20 protein-coding genes are annotated in these 20,553 nt (G+C 62.4%); 8 read left to right on the top strand and 12 right to left on the bottom strand.

Translation table 11 applies throughout. The features are described from left to right. Nucleotides 1-144 precede the first annotated feature (144 nt). The 6 genes from truA to QM659_RS04430 all read right to left on the bottom strand — a co-directional run bounded on the left by truA (nucleotide 145) and on the right by QM659_RS04430 (nucleotide 8,234). Nucleotides 145-882, bottom strand: coding sequence for a tRNA pseudouridine(38-40) synthase TruA (truA, locus tag QM659_RS04455; protein WP_415187519.1), 738 nt, complete (start codon nucleotides 880-882; stop codon nucleotides 145-147). A 345-nt stretch (nucleotides 883-1,227) separates the two neighbouring features. After that, nucleotides 1,228-2,019: a ribonuclease T2 family protein gene (locus tag QM659_RS04450; RefSeq protein ID WP_415187518.1), complete on the bottom strand. Its 792-nt coding sequence runs from the start codon at nucleotides 2,017-2,019 to the stop codon at nucleotides 1,228-1,230. A gap of 179 nt (nucleotides 2,020-2,198) precedes the next feature. Continuing rightward, nucleotides 2,199-3,743: a helicase HerA-like domain-containing protein gene (locus tag QM659_RS04445; protein WP_415187517.1), complete on the bottom strand. Its 1,545-nt coding sequence runs from the start codon at nucleotides 3,741-3,743 to the stop codon at nucleotides 2,199-2,201. A 263-nt stretch (nucleotides 3,744-4,006) separates the two neighbouring features. Then, nucleotides 4,007-4,231 carry a hypothetical protein gene (locus QM659_RS04440; protein WP_303487836.1) on the bottom strand — a complete coding sequence of 75 codons (225 nt, stop codon included), beginning with the start codon at nucleotides 4,229-4,231 and terminating at the stop codon, nucleotides 4,007-4,009. A 185-nt stretch (nucleotides 4,232-4,416) separates the two neighbouring features. Beyond that, entirely contained in the window at nucleotides 4,417-6,237 is a 1,821-nt protein-coding gene (locus QM659_RS04435) for an ArnT family glycosyltransferase (RefSeq protein WP_415187516.1), read from the bottom strand. Between the two features lie 386 nt (nucleotides 6,238-6,623). Continuing rightward, complete coding sequence (locus tag QM659_RS04430) at nucleotides 6,624-8,234, bottom strand: phosphoenolpyruvate carboxykinase (RefSeq protein ID WP_415187515.1); 1,611 nt, start codon at nucleotides 8,232-8,234, stop codon at nucleotides 6,624-6,626. Nucleotides 8,235-8,598: 364 nt separating this feature from the next. Between QM659_RS04430 and QM659_RS04425 the strand changes: the two genes are divergently transcribed. The 5 genes from QM659_RS04425 to QM659_RS04405 all read left to right on the top strand — a co-directional run bounded on the left by QM659_RS04425 (nucleotide 8,599) and on the right by QM659_RS04405 (nucleotide 12,583). Next, nucleotides 8,599-9,294, top strand: a complete 696-nt coding sequence (locus QM659_RS04425) for a response regulator transcription factor (protein WP_013418339.1) — start codon at nucleotides 8,599-8,601, stop codon at nucleotides 9,292-9,294. A gap of 108 nt (nucleotides 9,295-9,402) precedes the next feature. Further along, complete coding sequence (locus QM659_RS04420) at nucleotides 9,403-11,256, top strand: stimulus-sensing domain-containing protein (RefSeq protein WP_415187514.1); 1,854 nt, start codon at nucleotides 9,403-9,405, stop codon at nucleotides 11,254-11,256. A gap of 7 nt (nucleotides 11,257-11,263) precedes the next feature. Continuing rightward, nucleotides 11,264-11,731, top strand: a complete 468-nt coding sequence (locus QM659_RS04415) for an HPr kinase/phosphorylase (protein ID WP_303487846.1) — start codon at nucleotides 11,264-11,266, stop codon at nucleotides 11,729-11,731. A 104-nt stretch (nucleotides 11,732-11,835) separates the two neighbouring features. After that, nucleotides 11,836-12,237 (top strand): PTS sugar transporter subunit IIA, encoded by a 402-nt coding sequence (locus QM659_RS04410; protein WP_127079876.1) that lies wholly within the window; start codon nucleotides 11,836-11,838, stop codon nucleotides 12,235-12,237. A 13-nt stretch (nucleotides 12,238-12,250) separates the two neighbouring features. After that, a complete protein-coding gene (locus QM659_RS04405) occupies nucleotides 12,251-12,583 on the top strand; it encodes an HPr family phosphocarrier protein (protein WP_303487848.1) in 333 nt (110 codons plus the stop codon). A gap of 99 nt (nucleotides 12,584-12,682) precedes the next feature. On the opposite strand, the gene yacG is transcribed toward QM659_RS04405, so the two are convergent. From yacG to infA, 4 genes are read right to left on the bottom strand one after another with little or no spacing between them, the layout of a single operon-like run. Further along, nucleotides 12,683-12,880: a DNA gyrase inhibitor YacG gene (yacG, locus tag QM659_RS04400; RefSeq protein WP_415187513.1), complete on the bottom strand. Its 198-nt coding sequence runs from the start codon at nucleotides 12,878-12,880 to the stop codon at nucleotides 12,683-12,685. Continuing rightward, a complete protein-coding gene (locus tag QM659_RS04395) occupies nucleotides 12,865-13,110 on the bottom strand; it encodes a hypothetical protein (RefSeq protein WP_415187512.1) in 246 nt (81 codons plus the stop codon). The genes yacG and QM659_RS04395 overlap by 16 nt, the downstream gene beginning before the upstream one ends. A gap of 44 nt (nucleotides 13,111-13,154) precedes the next feature. Further along, on the bottom strand, nucleotides 13,155-13,889 hold the full coding sequence (locus tag QM659_RS04390) for a Maf-like protein (RefSeq protein ID WP_415187511.1): 735 nt from the start codon (nucleotides 13,887-13,889) through the stop codon (nucleotides 13,155-13,157). Then, nucleotides 13,849-14,067: a translation initiation factor IF-1 gene (gene infA, locus QM659_RS04385; RefSeq protein ID WP_013417974.1), complete on the bottom strand. Its 219-nt coding sequence runs from the start codon at nucleotides 14,065-14,067 to the stop codon at nucleotides 13,849-13,851. The genes QM659_RS04390 and infA overlap by 41 nt, the downstream gene beginning before the upstream one ends. A gap of 301 nt (nucleotides 14,068-14,368) precedes the next feature. On the opposite strand from infA, the gene QM659_RS04380 reads away from it, so the two are divergent. Then, on the top strand, nucleotides 14,369-15,562 hold the full coding sequence (locus tag QM659_RS04380; protein WP_415187510.1) for an MFS transporter: 1,194 nt from the start codon (nucleotides 14,369-14,371) through the stop codon (nucleotides 15,560-15,562). Nucleotides 15,563-15,662: 100 nt separating this feature from the next. Here the strand turns inward: QM659_RS04380 and QM659_RS04375 are convergent, their stop codons facing one another. Together QM659_RS04375 and QM659_RS04370 are read right to left on the bottom strand one after the other, a co-directional pair. After that, nucleotides 15,663-16,394: an outer membrane protein gene (locus QM659_RS04375; RefSeq protein ID WP_415187509.1), complete on the bottom strand. Its 732-nt coding sequence runs from the start codon at nucleotides 16,392-16,394 to the stop codon at nucleotides 15,663-15,665. A 250-nt stretch (nucleotides 16,395-16,644) separates the two neighbouring features. Further along, a complete protein-coding gene (locus tag QM659_RS04370) occupies nucleotides 16,645-18,576 on the bottom strand; it encodes an ABCB family ABC transporter ATP-binding protein/permease (protein ID WP_415187508.1) in 1,932 nt (643 codons plus the stop codon). Between the two features lie 197 nt (nucleotides 18,577-18,773). Between QM659_RS04370 and QM659_RS04365 the strand changes: the two genes are divergently transcribed. Further along, nucleotides 18,774-19,355: a TIGR00730 family Rossman fold protein gene (locus QM659_RS04365; RefSeq protein ID WP_127079893.1), complete on the top strand. Its 582-nt coding sequence runs from the start codon at nucleotides 18,774-18,776 to the stop codon at nucleotides 19,353-19,355. Nucleotides 19,356-19,582: 227 nt separating this feature from the next. Next, nucleotides 19,583-20,344: a RadC family protein gene (gene radC, locus QM659_RS04360; protein ID WP_415187507.1), complete on the top strand. Its 762-nt coding sequence runs from the start codon at nucleotides 19,583-19,585 to the stop codon at nucleotides 20,342-20,344. Nucleotides 20,345-20,553: the final 209 nt, after the last annotated feature.

The raw sequence follows: 20,553 nt of genomic DNA, 5'->3' as shown, positions 1-20,553 counted from the left end.
GATCCAGATCAGCCTGCGTCAAATCGAACCCGCCACAAAGGATCTACAGCGTCGTGCTGCGTCCGATTTGCGGCATGACGGCGCAGGCCGCAAGCGGCGCCTCCGCCTTTTCATTCGCCGCATTTCGGCTGGCCCGCCGACGCCTCAATAATCGACCGCCATGAAATACAGGCCGGAGGCGGGGGCGACCGGGCCGCATGACGTGCGGTCTCGCGCTTCGAGCGCTTCCCGCATCCTGTCGGGCGCCCACCTCCCTTCGCCCACGAGCTTCAGGCTGCCCGCGATCGAACGAACCTGATTGTGCAAGAATGATCGCGCGCTTGTCGCAATGAACACGTCTTCTCCGTCGCGCCAGACGGAAAGCGTGTCGAGTGTGCGCAGCGGCGATTTCGCCTGACATTGCGAGGCGCGAAAGGTTGTGAAATCGTGGTAGCCGAGAAGATGGCCCGCGCCTTTCTGCATCGCTTCGGTATCGAGGGCGACGCCGACCAGCCAGGCGCGGTCACGGTCGAGCACAAGCGGCGCGCGGCGGGTGACGATCCGATAGAGATAATGTCGGGCCTTGGCTGAAAAGCGGGCGTCGAAGCTCTCATCCACCTCTTCGCAAGCGAGGATGACAACGGGTGCCGGGCGAAGATGAAAATTCAGCGCGTCGCGGACCGTTGCGGGCGGCCACATGCGATCCAGATCGAAATGCGCTACCTGCCCGCGCGCGTGCACACCGGCATCCGTCCGCCCCGCCCCGCGCGGGATGACATCCTCGCCGGTGAACCCCATGATGGCGCGCGCGAGTTCAGCTTGCACCGAAGGGCCGTTCGCCTGCATCTGCCAGCCCGAAAAGGGCGTCCCGTCATATTCGATTGTGATTTTGTAGCGCGGCATGCTGAGGGGCTTACGCTGGTTCGACAGGAAGAGAAAGCGGGTACGCCGCAAGAGCGGCGAACATTCTTGCAGACAATCGCCTTCGGCGGAAAAGTGGCTCGCGACCGGCCCGAACATAAGAGCGGCCTAAATCGCCATGCGGTAAAATCAGACACAGCCACGACACTGCAAGTCTTGGTTGTCGATCAGCTTCTGTGCGTTAAACAGGGTCGGATCTAGCGAGGCTGATCTTAAAGCGTCATGGCGTAATTCGGAGCGGCACGACCTTGCAGGACTTAGCCTGACGTGGCCCGCTCTGGACCGCGGAGGCCGCGCAACCGGCCTCCGTGCACCGCTTCACCTGGCCTACAGCCGGTCGCCGCGCTGTGTCTGGCCGCCCTGCGGACCGACACCGCCACCGCGAACCGGCGGCATGGTCACGGTTTCGTAATTGCAGAGCCTGCGCTTCTGGTCGCCCTCGGCACAGGGGCGCGGCTGTAAATCCTTGGTCATGCAGATTCGAACCTCCTGCAATCGGTTCCGCGAGCAGACGATCTGCACCATGTCCGGCGTCAACCCTCGATTGACGTCAAGGAAGGCGCGTCGCACTTCTTCCGGTCCCACGCGCAGCGGCTTCGTAAGATCCTGGAATTCGTCGGGAATGCGGATGCTGCTATACGCCTTGCGAGCGGCGGCGAAGTACCCGCGCGGATCAAGCCCCGAGCAGGTGCCGTGTTTCTTGTATTCGTGAATGACCAGTTGACGGCTCGGCATGATGTCGAGCATGCGGTCGATCAGTTCGTTCGGAACCCACGGGCGGGAATCCGTGCGGCACGATTCCGGCCAACCGCGCCGCTCGTATTGAGGCCACAAGCCGTGAAGCACGAAGGCATAGGGACGCGTGCCGTTGCATTGCTGCTCGGTACCGCTGTCGCGGCGGCTGCGGCGGTCGTCGAAGAAGCGATAGCCGCCGCCATAACCATTGTCCTCGTACCGGGTGCGGCCGCGATCATTGCCGCCATCTTCCTCACGTCCCGCGCAATAGGTCGGCGACCAGTTCAGCGTCAGAACATAATAATCGAAATCTCCCGGCCGCGCGCTGCGGTCGCCCTGCGCATGCGCGCCACCGATCGCCGCCAGCGAGGCCACGCCCAACACAACGCACGCCACTCGCAAGGAACGTCTGATCCCCGTAACCATCACAACGCCACCCGAAAAATTTACAGAACGAAGCATGAACGTAACCGCTTCGGCGGCAAAGTCAAGCTGCCGAAGCGCGCATTTGGGAAAACTGGTGATTGCTGCCGCGATCCCAAATGAGAAATTGGTAAGGTGGGTTATTTTGGCCTCAGCACGCGCTCAAGGATGCGACCCGCCGCCGAGCCGAGCGAGCGCAGCAGCGACTTGCCGAACGCCTCGCCGTAGGTCTGGCGACTGTATCCGCCGCCACGCCCGCGCCCCTTCGGCTGCGGTTCGGGCTGAGGATCGTCCTCGCGCGGCAGCGGTTCGTCCGGCGAACCGGGCTTTTTCGGGATGCGAAACTCGCCCGCCCATTCGTAATCGTCGTCGTTTCGAGCCTTGCCGGAACGCGCTCCGTTTGCGCTGCGCGTCCTGCCGCCGTTCGATGGCGCGGCACTCTCCTCCTCGTCGTATTTCCCAGCCACGGGGCTTGCCTCGATCACCGCCTTGCGCTCTTCCGGCGTGACCGGCCCGAGCTGCGACGAGGGCGGACGGATCAGCGTCCGCTGAACGATGGAGGGCTCCCCCTTCCCTTCCAGAAAGGAGACGAGCGCCTCGCCCGTGCCGAGTTCGAGAATGGCCTTCTCGGCATTGAAGGCAGGGTTCGCGCGGAAGGTTTCGGCGGCTGCGCGAACGGCCTTCTGCTCGCGCGGGCTGAAGGCGCGCAGGCCATGCTGCACGCGGTTGCCGAGCTGGCTCGATACGCGATCCGGCACGTCGAGCGGGTTCTGCGTGATGTAGTAGACGCCGACGCCCTTCGAGCGAATGAGGCGCGTGACCTGCTCGATGCGTTCGAGGAGCGCCTTCGGCGCCTCATTGAAGAGGAGATGCGCTTCATCGAAGAAGAAGACGAGCTTCGGCTTTTCGACGTCGCCGACCTCGGGCAGCCTGTTGAAGAGTTCCGTCATCAGCCACAGAAGGAAGGTCGAGTAGAGCCGCGGCGTCGACATGAGCTTGTCGGCGGCGAGAACGCTGACATAGCCGCGCCCGTCGTCCGCCTTTCGCATGAAGTCGTCGATGTCGAGTTCGGGCTTGCCGAAGAACAATTCGGCTTTTTGTTCGTCGAGCACGAGCAAGCGGCGCTGGATGGCTCCGACGGACGTCTTCGACACATTGCCGTATTGCTGGGAAAGCTCCTGCGCGCGCTCCGAAACCAGCGCGATCACGGAGCGGAGGTCGCTGAGATCGTTGAGCGGCAAATTCTCGTCGGAGGCGAGCCGGAACGCGATGGTCAGCACGCCTTCCTGCGTCTCGTTCAGCTCCATGAGCCGCGCAAGGAGCATCGGCCCGAGCGAGCCGATGGAGGCGCGGATCGGCGTCCCTTGCTCGCCGAACAGATCCCAGAAGATCGTGGGGAACGCCTCGAACGTGTAATTGTCGAGGTCGATTTCCGTCGCCCGCTTTTCGAGGAAGGGCTTCGGTTCGCCCGCGGCCGCGATGCCGGAAAGATCGCCCTTGATGTCGGCGGCGAAAACGGGAACGCCCGCCCGCGAAAACCCTTCGGCGAGAATTTGCAGGGTCACGGTCTTGCCGGTGCCGGTCGCCCCCGTGATCAGGCCGTGCCGGTTGGCGAATTTGAAATTGAGATATTCGGGCTTAACGCTCTTGCCGACGAAAATGCCGGTCTCGGTGTCTTCGCTCATGCCGTCTCCCGTGCGAGCCGAATCGATGCCTGAAACCTAAGCATCGGCATCGCTTTTCGCTATGGGAAAGGCGTAAAGGCCAAGCAGGCACCGGTGCCAGAGGGCTCTGGGCATTGGGGGGTCGGAGAAAGCGAACCGGCACCGGCTCCTGCTTGGAAGGGGAAATTGCTCCTGACGGGGGGCGCGGTTGCGTTCGAACAATGGCGGTTTCGTGAAAATTGTAGCGAAGTTTGACGGAGGCCGCCCCGTGAGACGAAACGCGATCACTCCCAGTCGTCGTAACGCGGAGCCCAGTAGCGATGATACGAGCCGGGGCGATAGTGGCTGCGCGCGCGGCTGTGCCACGGGTCGTCTCCCGCGAAAGAGCCCCAGCGGAAGTGGCTGCGCCAACGATACGGATAGTCTCCACGCGAGCCCCAGCGATGATGGCTGCGCCATGTGCTGTGCTCGCATTCCACATAGTAGTAATAGCTGCAGCCGACCTTCATGAGCGGTTGCGAGGCTGTCGACGCTGGTGCGGGCTGGAGTGGGACGGCAGCGGCGGGAGAAGGGTTGAAGCAAGCTGCGGAAAAACAAAGGCAAGCAACGGCAATAAGCGGTTTCATGGAATCCACCTGACTAAAACTTATACGGGAATATTAACCAAGAATTAGGTCGGCAAAAAGCCAAAAGATCAGAATTTCGTATCGAACAAACGCCGCCAGCGCACGGTCTGTTTGTCGCGGCATTCCGTGTCGGGCACCGGCACGCAGGCAGGAAGCGCCGCCGTGTCAGGCCGCGCGAAGACGACAAGGCGTGTCGGACCGCGCCCGTTGATGTTGATGCCGTCCACGCAGCCGAGGACGCGCGGCGCCGCTCCGGTCTTCTCCTCGAAAGCTTTTTCGAACATTTCGAGCCTGCTGCCGTTGACGAAGGCCAGTCGCGCGGCGCCCGATCCAAGCGCTTCGGCCGATCCGGGGACACTGCCGAGGATCGTGCGCGTGCCGTTCATGAAGACGAGGCTCGGCTCGCTGATGCCACCGAACGCAACAGGGGCATCGCCGCATCCCCGCAGTTTTTCCGCAGCCGCGGCGGCGCTCCTCGTAATCCAGATCGGCTCAAGGCCCGGCAGCCCGACGCGAAAGGCGGCGGTGTAGAACAACGCGGCGGAGACGACCGCCCCGGCCAACGCCGCGCGGGAATATCTGCCCCACGCCGACGCCGCCGTGAAAGCCGATACTGCCGCGAGCGCGACAAGAACGGCTGCGAGCAGCGGAAAGGCCGGCGCCTCCGCAATCCATGACAACCCGAGAAGCAGCACGATCTGCGCGATCGCAAGCGTCGCCCACAGAACGGCGCTCAGTCGCGCGCGTGATACCCCCTGCGCCGCCTCGCGAAAGGCGAACGCAGCGGCCATGGCGATGGCTGGATAAAGCGGCAGGGCATAGTGAGGCAGCTTCGTCGGAATGGCCTCGATGATGAGCCACCACGGCACGATCCACGCCAGCAGGAACAGCACGCGGCGCGAGACGCGCCTCTGCCGCCACAGCCATGCAATCGCTCCGCCAGTTACGAACAGGACTGCGGGCCAGAACGTCCACCAGAAGGCGAGGAAATAGAAGCCGGGCGGTCCCCAGTGCTTCTCCTGACCGCTCGCGAGCTTGCCCGCGAAGTCCTGCCCGAGCGACGCCTTGAAGAATGCGCCGCCGGACGAAACGCCGATGGCGATGAACCACGGAAGCGTCAGCAGCAGAAGCAGCGGCACGCCCCATTTCCAGTGCAGGTTCCTGAGCCACGTACGGCGACGGTCTAAAATCAGCACCACGGCTGCGGTGATGAACGACAGCCCCGGCGCGACCGGGCCCTTGATGAGGATGCCAACGCCAAGCCCGATCCAGAACAACGCGGCCAGTCCGCGCGTGCGGGCCGGATCGCTCGCCATGTAGAGGCGGAACAGCGCCCCCTGCGCCAGCATCATTGCGGCAATGAGCGCTGCGTCCGACTTCGCGATGCGCGCCTCGAACGATAGCGTTAGGCAGGTTGCGAACAGCGTCGCGGCAACGAGCGCCGTCTCTCGGCCGAAAATGCCGCGCGCGGCCCAGAATGTCAGAAGGACCGCGCCGAGCGCGCCGAGAAACGACGGGATGCGATAGGCCCAGATGTCGGTGAGGGTCGCGCCCGCGCTTTCAGCCGCCGTCACCGCCGCCGATTGCAGCCAATAGATGCCGACAGGCTTCTTGTAGCGCGTTTCCTGCTGGAAATGGATGTCGACGAAATCGCCCGTTTCCAGCATCTGCTTCGTGGCCTGCGCGAAGCGGGCCTCGTCGCGGTCGGTGACCGGAAGCGACGCTATGCCCGGAAGGAAAAGCAAGCCGCAAAGAAGTGCGAGACCGAGCACTGCCGCATAGGGACGATAAGCAAGAGCGCGCAATCCCTTTGCTAAGGCGACGTCGACGACGGCCAGCCGCGAGGTGTCGCCGTGGGCGCGGGGAACGCTGACCGTGATCGCTTCCATGCGTTTTGCCGAGATCGCGGTGCGAAGCTTGATCGCGCGTGAGCCCGTCCCTTTTTGAAGGCATGCCTTTCGAGAAACGGCCTTCCGCTTCCCGGATATGCCTGAAGCAGGTTTTGCGTTTCATCGAAAGGGTCTCGCCCCTGATGCAACGCGCTTTCTCAGGCGAGGCGGTTTTCCTCCACTTCGCTCGAAACGCTTAGGCGGGAACTCGGCCGAAAGCAACGGTGCGGATTGTAACGAAAGCTGGCGAGAGCCTGCGCATGGCGCCGCTGCGGATGCCGATGCGGCGAAACAGGGAATGCCCGATTCTACCCCGGCAGCTACGCTCTGGAAACGAAACGCCCCGCGAGCGCCGGAAAGGCACTCGCGGGGCGCGGAACGATACGTTACTCGGCCGCCTTGAGCGCGGGCGCGATCATGGCCACGTCCGACTCGACGAGCGGCTGGAACTTCTTGAAGTTCTCGGTGAACATCGCGACGAGCTTTTTCGCGGTCGCGTCATACTCGGCCTTGTCGGCCCATGTCTCGCGCGGGTTGAGAATCCGCGAATCGACCCCCGGCGCTTCGGTCGGAACGAGAAGACCGAAGACCGGGTCCTGCACGAATTCGATGGCGTCGAAGCCGCCAGACAGCGCGAGGTTCACGAGCGCACGCGTGGCAGGCAACGACATGCGCTTGCCGACGCCGTATTTGCCGCCCGTCCAGCCCGTGTTCACGAGCCAGCAGTTCACCTTGTGCTCGGCGATGAGCTTGCGGAGCTGGTCGCCGTACACGGTGGGATGACGCGACATGAACGGTGCGCCGAAGCAGGTGGAGAACGTCGCCGTCGGCTCGGTCACGCCCTTTTCCGTGCCCGCCACCTTCGCGGTGTAGCCGGAAAGGAAGTGATAGACGGCCTGGCCGGGCGTCAGCTTCGAGATCGGAGGCAGGACGCCGAACGCATCCGCCGTGAGCATCAGGATGTTCTTCGGCTGGCCCGCGATTCCTTCGAGGCTCGCGCCTGGAACATAGGAGATGGGATAGGCGCCGCGCGTGTTCTCGGTCAGCGCGTCGCTCGCATAGTTCGGCTCGCGCGTGTCCTTGTCGAGCACCACGTTTTCGAGCACCGCCGCCCATTGCGACACGGCGTGATAGATGCCGGGCTCGTTCTCCTTCGAAAGCTTGATGACTTTCGCGTAGCAGCCGCCCTCGAAGTTGTAGAGGCCGTTCTTCGACCAGCCGTGCTCGTCGTCGCCGATCAGGGTGCGCAGCGGATCGGTGGAGAGCGTCGTCTTGCCAGTGCCGGAAAGGCCGAAGAACACGGCCGCGTCGCCCGCCTTGCCCTCGCTGACGGAGCAGTGCATCGGCAGCACGCCTTCCGGCGGCAGCACGTAATTAAGATAGGAGAAGACGGACTTCTTGATCTCGCCCGCGTACGATGTGCCGCCGATGAGAATCAGGCCGCGCGTGAAATCGCAGGCGATGACCGTTTCGCTGCGCACGCCGTAGCGCGCCGGATCGGCCTTGAAGCTCGGCAGATCGATGATCGTGAGCTTCGGCGTGAAGGTGCGAAGCTGGTCCGGTGTCGGGTTGATCAGAAGGTGATTGATGAACAGCGCGTGCCACGCATATTCCGCGAAAACGCGAACCGAAACGCGATGGTCCTCGGAGGCGCCGCCGAACAGATCCTGCACGAAAAGGTTCTTCTCGGCCGCGTGCGCCAGGAAATCCTTGTGGAGAAGATCGAACTGTTCGGTCGAGATCGCCTTCGAGTTGTCCCACCAGACGGTGCCTTCCGTCTCGGCGTTCCGCACGATGAATTTGTCCGCTGCCGACCGTCCCGTATGCAGGCCCGTCACCGTCGCGAAAGCGCCCGTGGCCGTAACCTGACCCTCGCCGCGGCGAATCGCCTGTTCGTAAAGGGCCGCCACGGACCCGTTATGAAGTACTGCCCGCTGGAGATCCGGCGCCGCCAATTGATTGGAAGGGGAAGAGGAATTTGAGGAAGGCACTTTCATCTCCAGGGCATCAAGGTTGAATTTCAAAGCGAGCGGTCTCGCAAAAACGCGGGTCAGGATAACACCTCAACGCCCGCACGGTAACAGTCCACCGCTCCTGACGCTGTACTTTGCTCAATTTTCGCGCTTCGCAATCGGTCAAACTAACGCGGGGCTGATTGACCAAAAAAACTTGACTGCTACTTTTTGTCCTCGTGCTAGCCGTCAATGACGTTAACGAAACCTTAAATGGAAAATTGACTGCAGCTCCGCAATTCCGCCATCATGGAACGGTGGGTTGGTTGCGCTTTATGATTTTTTCTGCATAGAGGTATTTCGGCAACAGAAACTTTACCGGCAAACAGAAAGCAACCTTGGATCGCTGATGCCCACAATCGCTCTCGTCGACGACGACCGTAACATCCTGACTTCGCTGCGGATGCTTCTGGAGGCGGAAGGATACAAGATCCTGGCCTATACGGATGGCGTTTCCGCGTTCGACGGAATCACGAACGATCCGCCTGATCTCGCGATACTCGATATCAAGATGCCGCGCATGGACGGGATGGAGCTTTTGCGCCGCCTTCGCCAGAAGACCGAGATGCCTGTCATCTTCCTCACCTCGAAGGATGAGGAAATCGACGAGCTGTTCGGCCTCAAGATGGGCGCGGACGATTTCATCCGCAAACCCTTCTCCCAGCGTCTGGTCGTCGAGCGTGTTCGAGCGATCCTGCGCCGTAGCGCCCCGCGCGAGGCTCAGGCGCAGGTGGAGGATTCGTCGAAGATCATCGAGCGCGGCAAGCTCAAGCTCGATCCCGAGCGCCACACCTGCATCTGGGACGGCAAGCAGGTCACGCTCACCGTGACGGAGTTCCTGATCCTTCAGGCGCTCGCGACGCGCCCCGGCGTCGTCAAAAGCCGCGACGCGCTGATGGACGCCGCCTACGACGATCAGGTCTATGTCGACGACCGCACCATCGACAGCCACATCAAGCGCCTCAGGAAAAAGTTCAAGGTGGCCGACAACAATTTCGATGTCATCGAAACGCTGTACGGTGTGGGTTATCGCTTCAAGGAATAGCACGCGGCGTTGCGGTCGTTCTGAAAAGATGAGAGTCTGCTGCTGCAATGAGGCGCGGCGCCGGACAGGTGTTCCGGCCGCGTCAGATTTTTCGGACCCGGGTTGAAAATGGTCCTCGATATGTCCCGGTGGTGGGAAGCGGCGAGCGTCAGGCGGCCGGGCCGCGCGCTTCGTCTGCGTTTGCTGCGCGCCGGGCGGCATCTTTTCAGCCGCTACCGATTCAACAGCATCACCCGCCGCATCATCGTCATCAACATCGTCGGCGTGGCCGTTCTGGTGAGCGGCATCCTGTACCTGAACCAGTACCGCGTGAAGTTCATCGGCACCCGTGTCGAGAACCTTACGACGCAGGCGCAGATCATCGCCACGGCGATCGCGCAGACAAGCAAGAACGGCGGTGATAATGGCTCGCGCGCGGACGACAGGCTGGCGGCGTCCTCGGGGCTGTCCAATCCCGACCTCTCGTTTCGTGTCGACCCGGAGGTCGTCTCGCCGATGCTGCGCGATCTGGTCGGGCCGACGAAGACGCGGGCGCGCGTTTTCGACCCTTACGGCACGCTCATCTCCGACAGCCTGAACCTCTATACGCGCGCTCCTGCCAGCCGTGCAGCCGACGGCGGCGTGTCGCAGGGCGATCCCGACTTCTTCAGCACGATCTGGGCGTGGCTTCGCGGCCAGTTCTGGACGTCCGATCTGCCGATCTACAAGGAGTTCGGCGCGGACGGAAAGTCCTACGAGGAAGTTCGCGTCGCGCTCGCGGGCAGTCTGGCGCCGCTCATCCGCGTGAGCGAGTCCGGCGACATCGTGATATCCATCGCCGTGCCGATCCAGCGCGATTCCGCCACGCTCGGGGCGCTCCTCCTCACGGCGCAGGGCGGGGACATCGACGACATGATCGCCCGCGACCGGCTCCAGATCGTCGAGGTGGCGGCGCTTGTCGCTGTGGTGACCGCGATCCTGTCGCTCCTCCTCGCGAGCACCATCGCCGAACCGATGCGCCGCCTTGCGGTCGCAGCAGAACGCGTCCGCCGCAACATCAAGAACCGCGAGCAGATCCCCGACTTCAGCGACCGTCCTGACGAGATCGGCCATCTCTCGCGCGCTTTCCGGGACATGACGAACGCGCTTTACTCGCGGCTCGACGCCATCGAAAGCTTCGCCGCGGACGTCTCGCACGAGCTGAAAAATCCCCTGACGTCGCTCAGAAACGCGGCGAGTTTGCTGCCGAGGGTGAAGAATGACGAGGACCGCGACAAGCTCGTCGAAATCATCAAGCACGATGTGCGCCGTCTCGACCGTCTCATCACGGATATTTCGGACGCTTCCCGGCTCGACGCGGAACTCGCGCGCGAGATGGCGAAGCCCGTCGATATGGCCAAGCTGCTGCAAACACTGTGCGAAATTCAGCGGGAGGTCCGCCGTGAAAGCGGCATCGGTATCGTGCTCAATGTGGAGGGATGCGCGACCGAAAAGGACTTCGTCGAGACGCGTCGCTTCATCGCGAACGGCAATGACAGCCGCTTGAGCCAGGTAATCGCGAACCTTCTCGACAACGCGATTTCTTTCTCGCCGAAGAACGGCTCGATCTATGTCAGCGCGCGAAGACTGCCGAAAAAGGACGAAATCGAGATCAGCGTGGAGGACGAGGGCCCCGGCATACGCGATGAGAACCTCGAAAAGATCTTCGAGCGCTTCTACACCGACCGCCCCGAATCGTTCGGGCAGAATTCCGGGCTCGGGCTCAACATCTCGCAGCAGATCGTGAAAGCGCATGGCGGGCACATCTGGGCAGAGAACCGGACTTCACCGAAGCCCTTGAACCCGAATCGCCCGGCATGGGGCGGTGCGGCGGCGCGTACTCCCGTCCCGACGCGGGAGGAGGCGTTCGCCTGCGGAGTGAAGGAACGTTACAGCTGGGGCGCGCGCTTCGTGATCCGCCTGCCCGCCTGCCCGCTGGAATGAGGCGCCGATGGATGGGATCGTCGTTCACGGAACATGCGTTGCGCTCGGCGGAGCGGCGGCGCTCCTGCGCGGCGCATCGGGCGCGGGCAAATCGGACCTCGCGCTTCGTTTCCTGTTTTTGCCGGGCGACGCACTTGGCGTCAGGCCTCGGCTTGTCGCCGATGACGGCGCGCGCCTTCGCCGCGTCGATGGCGAAATTCACGCGACCTCTCCCGAGACCATAGCCGGTAAGATGGAAGTCCGCACTCTCGGCATCGCCAATCTTCCACCGCCCTTGATCGAAGGCACGGCGCATCTGCGGCTTCTCGTCGACCTGGGCGCCGTGAGCGATCTGCCTCGTTTCCCCGAAAGCATCGATTGGGAAGACGTTCTGGGGGTTGCCGTCCGCCGGATCGCGCTCGACCCGTTCGAGATGTCCTCACCGATGAAACTCGCGCTTGCGCTGCAAGGACGCTTCGAGGATGACGGCAGGTAACCGACTTTGTCCACTTTAGAACGTATATAGAGCTTGAACGTTAATTCGATGCGCTTCAGAATGAATCCAGCTGATAGATTACCGCGCGAGCCTTTGGAAAGACGATGATTGGCCTTGTCATTGTAACGCACGGCAATCTGGCAAGGGAATTTGTTTCCGCGCTTGAACACGTGGTCGGCCCGCAGCAGCAGATCGCTGCAATATCCATAGCGCCCAACGACGACATGGAAGAGCGGCGGAACGCCATCCTCGCCGCCGCCAGGAAAGTCGAGAGCGGCGACGGCGTCATCATCCTGACCGATATGTTTGGCGGAACTCCCTCCAACCTCGCGATTTCGGTGATGGAAGCGGGGTCCGTCGAGGTGATTGCGGGTGTGAACCTTCCGATGCTCGTCAAGCTCGCACGCATCCGTGAGGAAGTTACTCTTGCGGACGCGCTCAAACAGGCGCAGGAAGCCGGTCGTAAATATATCCACGTCGCGAGCCTTGTGCTCAGCGCGCAGTAAAGCGGCCTCTCGCATGACAATGCCAAAGACCTCGGCACGGCAAAAACCGCGAATCCTCGGGGCGGATGGCATTTATCAATGCCTCGCCGAAGTCACCATCGTGAACAAGCGCGGTCTTCACGCGCGCGCTTCTGCCGCTTTCGTCAAGGCCGCCGAGAAGTTCGACGCGGAGGTTACGGTTACGAAGGACGACCAGAAGGTGAGCGGCAGTTCGATCATGGGCCTGATGATGCTGGGCGCCGGACCGGGCACGATCCTTTCCATCGAGACGGAGGGATCGGAGGCCGAGGAAGCGCTCGAAGCGCTGACCGCGCTCGTCGAAGCAGGCTTCCACGAGACGGACTGACTTCCTCTGATTTTACGCAGGCGAAGCCAAGGCGGTTTCGCCTTTCTCGCAAAATCGCGCGGCGCCTGGTGTCGAGACAGGAAACCGGCTCCCTTTGCGCTACCCGCTCGCCTCGCTCTCGTCGTCCTCATCATCCGGCGTGGCGGGGATCGCGTAGACGCCGCCGAGCCAGCGGTGAAGGTCGACGTCCGCACAGCGCCGCGAGCAGAACGGCTTGTATTCCGGCGCCTGCGGATGCAACCCGCAGATGACGCACAGAGAGCGGTCAGCCTCGCCGTCGGTCAATCGATCACCCATCCGGCGCCTATGAGTTCGTCCGTATCGGCAAATGACATCTCCTCGCCGTTGGCGCGGTCGACGATTCTCGCACGTCTCGCGAGCCAGTTCTCGATCGACAGGGTTGCGAAACGGCCATTGATGTTTTTCAGAGCGAGAAAATCGGCGGCAGGCAGCGCTGCGAACTCATCGAGGGCCGCTCTGGTTGCGCTTTCGGCGTCTTCGGACCACCGCGCCCGTTCCTTATCCATTTCGATCATTCCCGTGCGCAGCTGCCGATTTCCCTTTCGCGCTCTCAAAGCGAGTCGACGTCCGCGCGATTGAGCCAGTTGAAATAAACGGGAAACCCCTCGCCGGTCAGAAGTTGCACCACCTCGATCAGCGGAAGCCCGACGACGTTGGTATAGGAGCCGACGATCTTCTGCACGAACGCGCCTGCAATCCCCTGGATCGCGTAGCTGCCCGCCTTGCCGCGCCATTCACCGCTGGCAAGGTAGCTGTCAAGCTCCTCTGCCGACAGGCGCTTGAAACGGACGCGCGTTTCGACGGTCCGCACTTTCACGGAGCCTGTATCCGTGATGAGGCAAACAGAGGTGAAGACGCGATGCGAGCGGCCCGAGAGCGTTTGAAGGGCGGCGGCAGCCTCATTGAGAAAATCCGGCTTGCCGATGATCTTGCGGTTGACGGCGACGACCGTATCGGCGGCGAGAACGAAGGCCCCGGCGAGGTTCGGCTCTCGCTCCAGCCTCTCCCTGGCGGTGAGGGCCTTCTGCCGTGCAAGCCGCTGAGCATAGGAGCGGGGAGCCTCGCCTTTTTTCGGCGTCTCATCGATGGACGCCGGACGAAGCGCGTCCGGTTCAATGCCAACCTGCTCAAGAAGAGCAAGGCGGCGAGGCGAGGCGCTGGCCAGAACGAGAAGCTTGCGCGCAGCCGATTGCACGGCGGCGGAATGGCCACGTTCTTCAGGTTGTTGCTTCAGGGCCGTTCCCCTATTTGAAGCGATAAGTGATGCGTCCCTTGGTAAGATCATAGGGCGTCATCTCGACCAAAACCTTGTCCCCGGCAAGCACACGGATGCGGTTCTTCCGCATGCGTCCGGCGGTGTGCGCTATGATTTCGTGGCCGTTGTCGAGCTTCACCCGGAACGTCGCATTGGGGAGAAGTTCGCTTATGATACCAGGAAATTCCAGTAGTTCTTCTTTCGACATAACTCCTGCCAATGAAATGCCGCTGCGCTTTCAAAACGCCATCTAAGCCGGATGTGCGTCTTGAGATTACGAAGAGAAACGCAGCGATCTGTGAATGTGCCGGAGAATGGCCGCTCGGGACGCCAAAATCAAGACGGATCGGCTGCTGCACTCCATGGACGGTTGAAAACAAGTCTTCACCGGCGCGCTTGACGTCGCATCGGCTCCCCGCGAATGTGGCGTGGTCCTGCAATCCCTCGGCCCAACCGGCGAAACGAGACGGACCTCTCATCGTGATCGAAACCTCCCCGAACGAGCGCGCGTGTTGAACGCCTCCTCCCGTCTCGGCGTGATACTCGCGCTCGGCGCAACGCAGACGCTGGCCTGGGCATCGAGTTATTATTTGCTGGCGATCCTCGCCGAGCCTATCGCTGCGAGCACGGGAATGTCGGTAAACGGCATATTCGCCGCCTTTTCGTTCTCGCTGCTGATTTCCGCTCTTACGGGTCCGAAAGTCGGACGCACCATCGACCGGTTCGGCGGCCGCGCGGTGCTCATGCTGTCGAACGCGTTCTTTGCCGCCGGACTTTTCCTCATGGCGGGTGCCTCGGATTGGGTTTGGGTGTGGCTCGCATGGGCGTTCATGGGGGCGGGAATGGGCTTCGGCCTCTACGACGCCGCTTTCGCGACACTTGCGCGCATCTACGGAGCGACGGCCCGGTCTGCGATCACCGGCGTAACCCTCATGGGCGGTCTCGCCAGCACGGTCGGATGGCCGTTGACCGCCTGGGGCCTTGCTGCCGTGGGGTGGCGCGAAACCTGCGTGATATGGGCGGTCGCGCATTTGTTCATCGGCGTGCCGCTCAACGCGATGCTTCCGCGCGCCGAAAGGGGTGACCGGGTCGCGCAGGCCGATCCGGCGCCGAAGATCGAAATAGACCGGACGATGATCCTGCTCGGCTTTGCCTTTGCAGCGGGCTGGACCATTTCCACGGGAATGGCCGCTCACCTCCCGCGCCTGTTGCAGGATCTCGGGGCGACGGGCACGCAGGCCATCGCCGCCGGGATGCTGATCGGGCCCGCGCAGGTTGGTGCGCGCATAGCCGAGGCGACCTTGTTCAAGCGCGCTCATCCTCTCACCTCCGCGAGGCTGTCGGCCGGGTTGCATCCGCTCGGGGTGGCGCTTCTGTTTTTCGGCCTGCCTGGCATCGCGATGTTCGCCATTCTCCACGGCGCGGGGAACGGCATTCTCACCATCGCGAGGGGAACCGTGCCGCTCGCGCTCTATGGTTCCGAAAACTACGGCTACCGGCTCGGCATCCTCGGCGTACCGTCGAGAATGGCGCAGGCCGCTTCGCCTCTGCTTTTCGGTCTGCTCATGGAATGGCTGGGCGCCGGCACCTTCGCCGTCTCCGCCTCGATCGGGCTTGCCGCTGCGACAGCGTTTTGCCTTATCCGCACCGCACCTGCCGGACGCGACGGCGAGGGGCCCGGCCAGTCGACTTCGCCGCGGTAGATACCGGCGCTGTCCGGCCCAGCCGGCCCGGCGAAAGGCGGCTGCGCCGGCCGCACAACCGCCTCGGTTTCTACCGCAGCAATGCCGTAGATCGGACGCCCTAATAGAGCGGCCCGACGCCGTTCAGGAAGACATTGAAGCCGATCTTGAATGTGCTGACCGACATGTCGTTGTGGAACTGATTGTTATCGAAGTTGAATGTGCTGTCTCCAAAGTCGAAGTAAAGATACTCCGCCTTGATGGACCAGCGCGGACTTACCTGATATTCGAGGCCGCCGCCGAGCGTCCATCCGGTGAACGTGCCGCTCGACTGGCGCAGCGCGGCGATGCCATCCGTCACGAGCGACACATTGGTTTCGCCCGTGTAAAAGGCAAACCCGCCCTTGAGATAGATCAGCGCGGCGCCGTAGAGGAAGCCGCCTCGCACCGTGACGTCGCCATACCAGCCGCCATCCGATGACACCGACAGAACGCTCGCCGGCACCGTATTGATTGCGAAACTCTTGCTCGCGTCATTGCCGAGGCCACCGATGTCGCCCTCGATGCCCCAGAGAAAATTGCCGATCGGGATGTTGTAGCCGAGCTGAAGGCCGCCCAGAAAACCGGACCCGTCCACGGTTCGGTCAGACAGGACAGACGATGTGCCGTTGATGAAGACGACGTTGCTGGCAGTGTCGATCGAGGACCAGGCGCCGCCGATATTGCCACCGATATAGAAACCCTGCCAGAGTGGGATGGGTAAGACGGGCTGAGGGGGATAGGGATCCTTGTATCCGCCATAGCCTCCGCCATAATACGGATCGGCCGCATGGGCCGTTTGGGTCGCGAGCATCAAACCGAGAGCGGCCCCACCAACTGACTTTACAACTGACATAACTTTCCCGCTTACGTTGCCACAGAGAAGCTTTACACGTTACTGAAAAAGCTGTGGCATTAACGGAATCGCAACGCAAGCGTGTGCTTCTGCCGGGCACAGCCGAAGCGTGAACAGCTTGTGGAAAAGCAGAGCGGTACGTACCTCAAGTCCTTGAAGTAACGCCCTTATTTCCGGCTGTTTCTTCAAGGTCACAGCTTCTGCGGGATTACATCTCAAGCGTGTGGGCAGGGAGTGCCGCATTGCTCGCGTTCGGCTCCACGGGCGGGAGCGCCTCTTCGTTAACCATCTCCGCGAGCTTCCTCCGCGCCTCCTCCGCTTCCTGCTGACGCATCCAGAGGGCGGCATAAAGCCCCCTCGCTTCAAGCAGCGAGGCGTGCGTTCCACGCTCGACGATGCGGCCCTTGTCCAGCACGAGGATCGTATCCGCCCCGACGACCGTCGAAAGCCGGTGCGCGATGACGAGCGTGGTTCGGCCTTTCGCAACGCTGTCGAGCGCCGACTGGATTTCCTTTTCCGTGAAGCTGTCGAGCGCGGATGTCGCCTCGTCGAGAATGAGGATCGGCGGCCCCTTGAGGATCGTGCGCGCGATGGCGACGCGCTGCTTCTCGCCGCCGGACAGCTTCAGCCCGCGCTCGCCGACCATCGACTTGTAGCCTTGCGGAAGCTGCTTGATGAAGCCGTCGATCTGCGCCATGCGCGCGGCCTCTCGCACTTCGGCGTCCGTCGCGTCGACGCGGCCATAACGGATGTTGTACTCGATGGTGTCGTTGAAGAGCACGGTGTCCTGAGGAACGATGCCGATCGCGGCGCGCAATGAGTCCTGTGTGACGTCGCGCACATCCTGCCCGTCGATGGTGATGCGCCCCGTCTTCACGTCGTAGAAGCGGTAGAGCAGCCGCGAAATCGTCGACTTGCCCGCGCCGGACGGCCCGACGAGCGCCACCATGTGCCCGGGCGGCACCTCGAAATCGACGCCCCGCAGGATCGGGCGGACGCCGTCATAGCTGAATGCGACGTTTTCGAAGCGGATCGCGCCCGCGCCCGCGATGAGCGGCTTTGCGCCCGGCTTGTCCTTCACCTCCGGCTTCTCGCCGATGAGTTCGAAAAGGGCTTCGATATCCACGAAGGCTTGCTTGATCTCGCGATAGATGACGCCCATCAGGTTGAGCGGCTGGTAAAGCTGGATGAAGACCGCGTTGATGAGCACGAAATCGCCCACCGTCATCGCGCCCGTGGCAACGCCGTGCGCCGAAAGCGCCATCGCGACCGCCAGACCCGCCGTGAAGATGACGGTCTGTCCAAAGTTCAGCGCGGCGAGCGAGGTCGCCGTCCTGATGCTGGCCCGCTCATAGCGCCGCATCGAGCGGTCGAAGCGGTCCGCCTCCCAGCGCTCGTTGCCGAAATATTTCACCGTCTCGTAATTGAGGAGACTGTCGACGGCCTTGGTCGTGGCGTCGGTATCGGCCTCGATATATTCGCGGCGGATCGCGATGCGCTTCTCGCTGACCGCGATGCTGTACCACGTATAGAGTGCGATCATCGCCAGCACGATGGCAACAAAGGGCCAGCCGAAATACCAGCCGAAGAGCACGCACACGAACAGCACTTCCAGGATCGTGGGCACGAGGTTCAGAATGCCCATGCGAATGATGAGGTCGACCGCGATCTTGCCGCGGTCGAAAACGCGCGTGAGGCCGCCCGTTTTCCGGTCGAGATGGAAGCGAAGCGACAGGTCGTGCACATGGCGGAAGGCGCTCGTCGTCAGCGCGCGTGTCGCGTTCTGCTCGATGGGCGCGAACAGCATGTCGCGAAGCTGCTGAAACCCGGTCATCGAAACGCGCGCGCCCGCATAGGCGAGCGTCATGAAAAGCGGCACCGCTGCGATCGCCCACGCCGCTTGCGCGCCGTCCGACTTCGGCATGGCCGTCAGCGCGTCGACTGCATATTTGTAGGTGACGGGCATGAGGACAGTCACGACCTTGGCCGCCACGAGCGCCAGCGCAGCCAGCACAAGCTTGACCTTCAGATCGGCGCGCCCCTTCGGCCACGCGAACGGCAGAAGGTAGCGAATGATGGCTTTATGGTCGGTCTTGCCGTGTTTTTCAGGCGGGACGGATCGCGATGCGTGGTGATGCAAAAAAGGCCTCGTTGACGGAGAAGCCGGAACTTCGGGGTTCGGCGGGTGTATGGCTGCGGCGGCGTCTTCTCTCCATATAGGCGGATTCCCGTTCGGGGGCGAGGCCCGCAGCTTTAAGCGGCGGGCAAGTTCCGGGCTGGTAAGCTCATGAAAAGACACGCTCAGGATGTGGTGGCGGCGGTATGAAGGCAGTGAAAATGAAGCGTTTGTGTGTTTATTGCGGCTCCGGCTCCGGGCGCGATCCGCGCTTTCTCGATGCGGCGAAAACGCTTGGCCGCACGATGGCCGAGGCGGGGATCGGCCTTGTGTATGGCGGCGGCGGAAACGGGATGATGGGCACGGTCGCCCAGACTGTCATCGACAATGGCGGCCACGTCACCGGCATCATTCCGGCCTCGCTCCTTCAAATCGAGAACGCGCTCGAAACGATCAGCGAGCGCTACGTCACCAACGGCTTTCACGAGCGCAAGATGCTCATGTTCAACCTGTCCGACGGGTTCGTCGCCCTGCCCGGCGGCGTCGGCACGCTGGAAGAACTCGTCGAACAGCTCACCTGGACGCAGCTCGGCCATCATGACAAGCCCGTGTTCATCGTGAACACGGCGGGCTACTGGGATCTGCTGCTGGCCCTGTTCGACCGGATGCGCGAACAGCTGTTCATCCGGCCCGGCCTCGACACGCGCTATATCGTGGTTGAAAAGGCTGAGGATGTCGTGCCGCTGTTCCTCAAGCATCGCCCGTCGAAGAAGGCGCCGGCTCCGAAGCTCATCAGAGCCTGACACGCTGGGGTCTCATATTCTGGAGCCTGACCCGCTGGGGCGGGCAGCGAGGCCCCTCGCGCCTCGCTTCTCCAACGACGCTCGTTGTATTTGGCCAGCCACAAGTCGAGGAACGAGCGCATGAAGGCGCGGGTCAGCCTAAATGCCGCTTTTCTTTTCATAAAATCTGATGTTTATTCTTGCTGTTGAAACTAAGTTTCCGCTTTTGCGTGGTGTTGTGCGTAGCCATGGCGAACTGTTTCGAAGAAAGCCCGCTTTTCGAACTCCTGACCCTTGAAGCGGATGCGAGTGTTCCGCCGCCTCAACCCCCGCGCCCCACGCCGCATTACTGGGGCCATCGCGACCGTCTGCGGAAGCGTTTCCTTGAGGGTGGGGCCGCGTCGCTGCCGGATTACGAACTTCTGGAACTGGTGCTCTTTCGCGCCATTGCGCGGCGGGACGTGAAGCCGCTTGCAAAGCAACTCCTCGCGCGGTTCGGCTCGTTCGGGGAGGTGATAAATGCTCCCCGCGACCGATTGCTCGAAGTCGAAGGCGTGACCGAGGCCGTCGTCACCGAGTTCCGTATCGTGCAGGCGGCAGCGCTGCGCACGGCGCAGGGAGAGGTGAAAAAGCGGCCGATACTGGCTTCGATGTCGACGGTTCTCGATTATCTCCGCTCGGCGATGGCGTTCGAGGATCGCGAGCAGTTCCGCATCCTGTTTCTCGACCGGCGCAACAAGCTGATCGCGGACGAGGTGCAGTCACGCGGCACTGTCGACCATACGTCCGTTTACACGCGCGAGGTGGTGAAGCGCGCGCTCGAACTGTCGGCTTCCGCCATCATCCTCGCGCACAATCACCCGTCGGGCGATCCGACGCCATCCCGCGCCGATATCGACATGACAAGGGAAATCGCCGAGGTCGGCCAGAAGCTCGGCGTCACGGTACACGACCACATCATCCTTGGCCGCGACGGCCATCTCAGCCTGAAGTCGTTCGGCGCTTTCTGACGGCGGACTCCGGCGGGGCTGGCCCGCATCCAGAATTGACAAGCGCAAGGCACTTCCCGGTGCGCGCGGAAAGCGAGCCCGATTTCCAATCAGCCGGTCTTGAGTCCTGCCCGATCTGATTGGATCGCAATCAGATCGGGTAACGGTCTCTCTTGCAGTTCAGAGACGGCTTCATCGATCGGGTTGAACCAACCCGATCGATCCGGCTC

This window comes from Rhodomicrobium sp., from assembly GCF_047605405.1.
Taxonomy (GTDB): Bacteria; Pseudomonadota; Alphaproteobacteria; order Rhizobiales; family Rhodomicrobiaceae; genus Rhodomicrobium; species Rhodomicrobium lacus.
This window is presented reverse-complemented; position numbering and strand designations above follow the sequence as displayed.

What these genes read in the sequence shown, in the direction of transcription:
- truA (WP_415187519.1), bottom strand. Translation starts at nt 882, where the DNA reads ATGCCGCGCTACAAAATCACAATCGAATATGACGGGACGCCCTTTTCG.
- QM659_RS04445 (WP_415187517.1), bottom strand. Translation starts at nt 3,743, where the DNA reads ATGAGCGAAGACACCGAGACCGGCATTTTCGTCGGCAAGAGCGTTAAG.
- QM659_RS04440 (WP_303487836.1), bottom strand. Translation starts at nt 4,231, where the DNA reads ATGAAGGTCGGCTGCAGCTATTACTACTATGTGGAATGCGAGCACAGC.
- QM659_RS04435 (WP_415187516.1), bottom strand. Translation starts at nt 6,237, where the DNA reads ATGGAAGCGATCACGGTCAGCGTTCCCCGCGCCCACGGCGACACCTCG.
- QM659_RS04430 (WP_415187515.1), bottom strand. Translation starts at nt 8,234, where the DNA reads ATGAAAGTGCCTTCCTCAAATTCCTCTTCCCCTTCCAATCAATTGGCG.
- QM659_RS04425 (WP_013418339.1), top strand. Translation starts at nt 8,599, where the DNA reads ATGCCCACAATCGCTCTCGTCGACGACGACCGTAACATCCTGACTTCG.
- QM659_RS04420 (WP_415187514.1), top strand. Translation starts at nt 9,403, where the DNA reads ATGGTCCTCGATATGTCCCGGTGGTGGGAAGCGGCGAGCGTCAGGCGG.
- QM659_RS04415 (WP_303487846.1), top strand. Translation starts at nt 11,264, where the DNA reads ATGGATGGGATCGTCGTTCACGGAACATGCGTTGCGCTCGGCGGAGCG.
- QM659_RS04410 (WP_127079876.1), top strand. Translation starts at nt 11,836, where the DNA reads ATGATTGGCCTTGTCATTGTAACGCACGGCAATCTGGCAAGGGAATTT.
- QM659_RS04405 (WP_303487848.1), top strand. Translation starts at nt 12,251, where the DNA reads ATGACAATGCCAAAGACCTCGGCACGGCAAAAACCGCGAATCCTCGGG.
- yacG (WP_415187513.1), bottom strand. Translation starts at nt 12,880, where the DNA reads ATGGGTGATCGATTGACCGACGGCGAGGCTGACCGCTCTCTGTGCGTC.
- QM659_RS04395 (WP_415187512.1), bottom strand. Translation starts at nt 13,110, where the DNA reads ATGGATAAGGAACGGGCGCGGTGGTCCGAAGACGCCGAAAGCGCAACC.
- QM659_RS04390 (WP_415187511.1), bottom strand. Translation starts at nt 13,889, where the DNA reads ATGATCTTACCAAGGGACGCATCACTTATCGCTTCAAATAGGGGAACG.
- infA (WP_013417974.1), bottom strand. Translation starts at nt 14,067, where the DNA reads ATGTCGAAAGAAGAACTACTGGAATTTCCTGGTATCATAAGCGAACTT.
- QM659_RS04375 (WP_415187509.1), bottom strand. Translation starts at nt 16,394, where the DNA reads ATGCTCGCGACCCAAACGGCCCATGCGGCCGATCCGTATTATGGCGGA.
- QM659_RS04365 (WP_127079893.1), top strand. Translation starts at nt 18,774, where the DNA reads ATGAAGCGTTTGTGTGTTTATTGCGGCTCCGGCTCCGGGCGCGATCCG.
- radC (WP_415187507.1), top strand. Translation starts at nt 19,583, where the DNA reads ATGGCGAACTGTTTCGAAGAAAGCCCGCTTTTCGAACTCCTGACCCTT.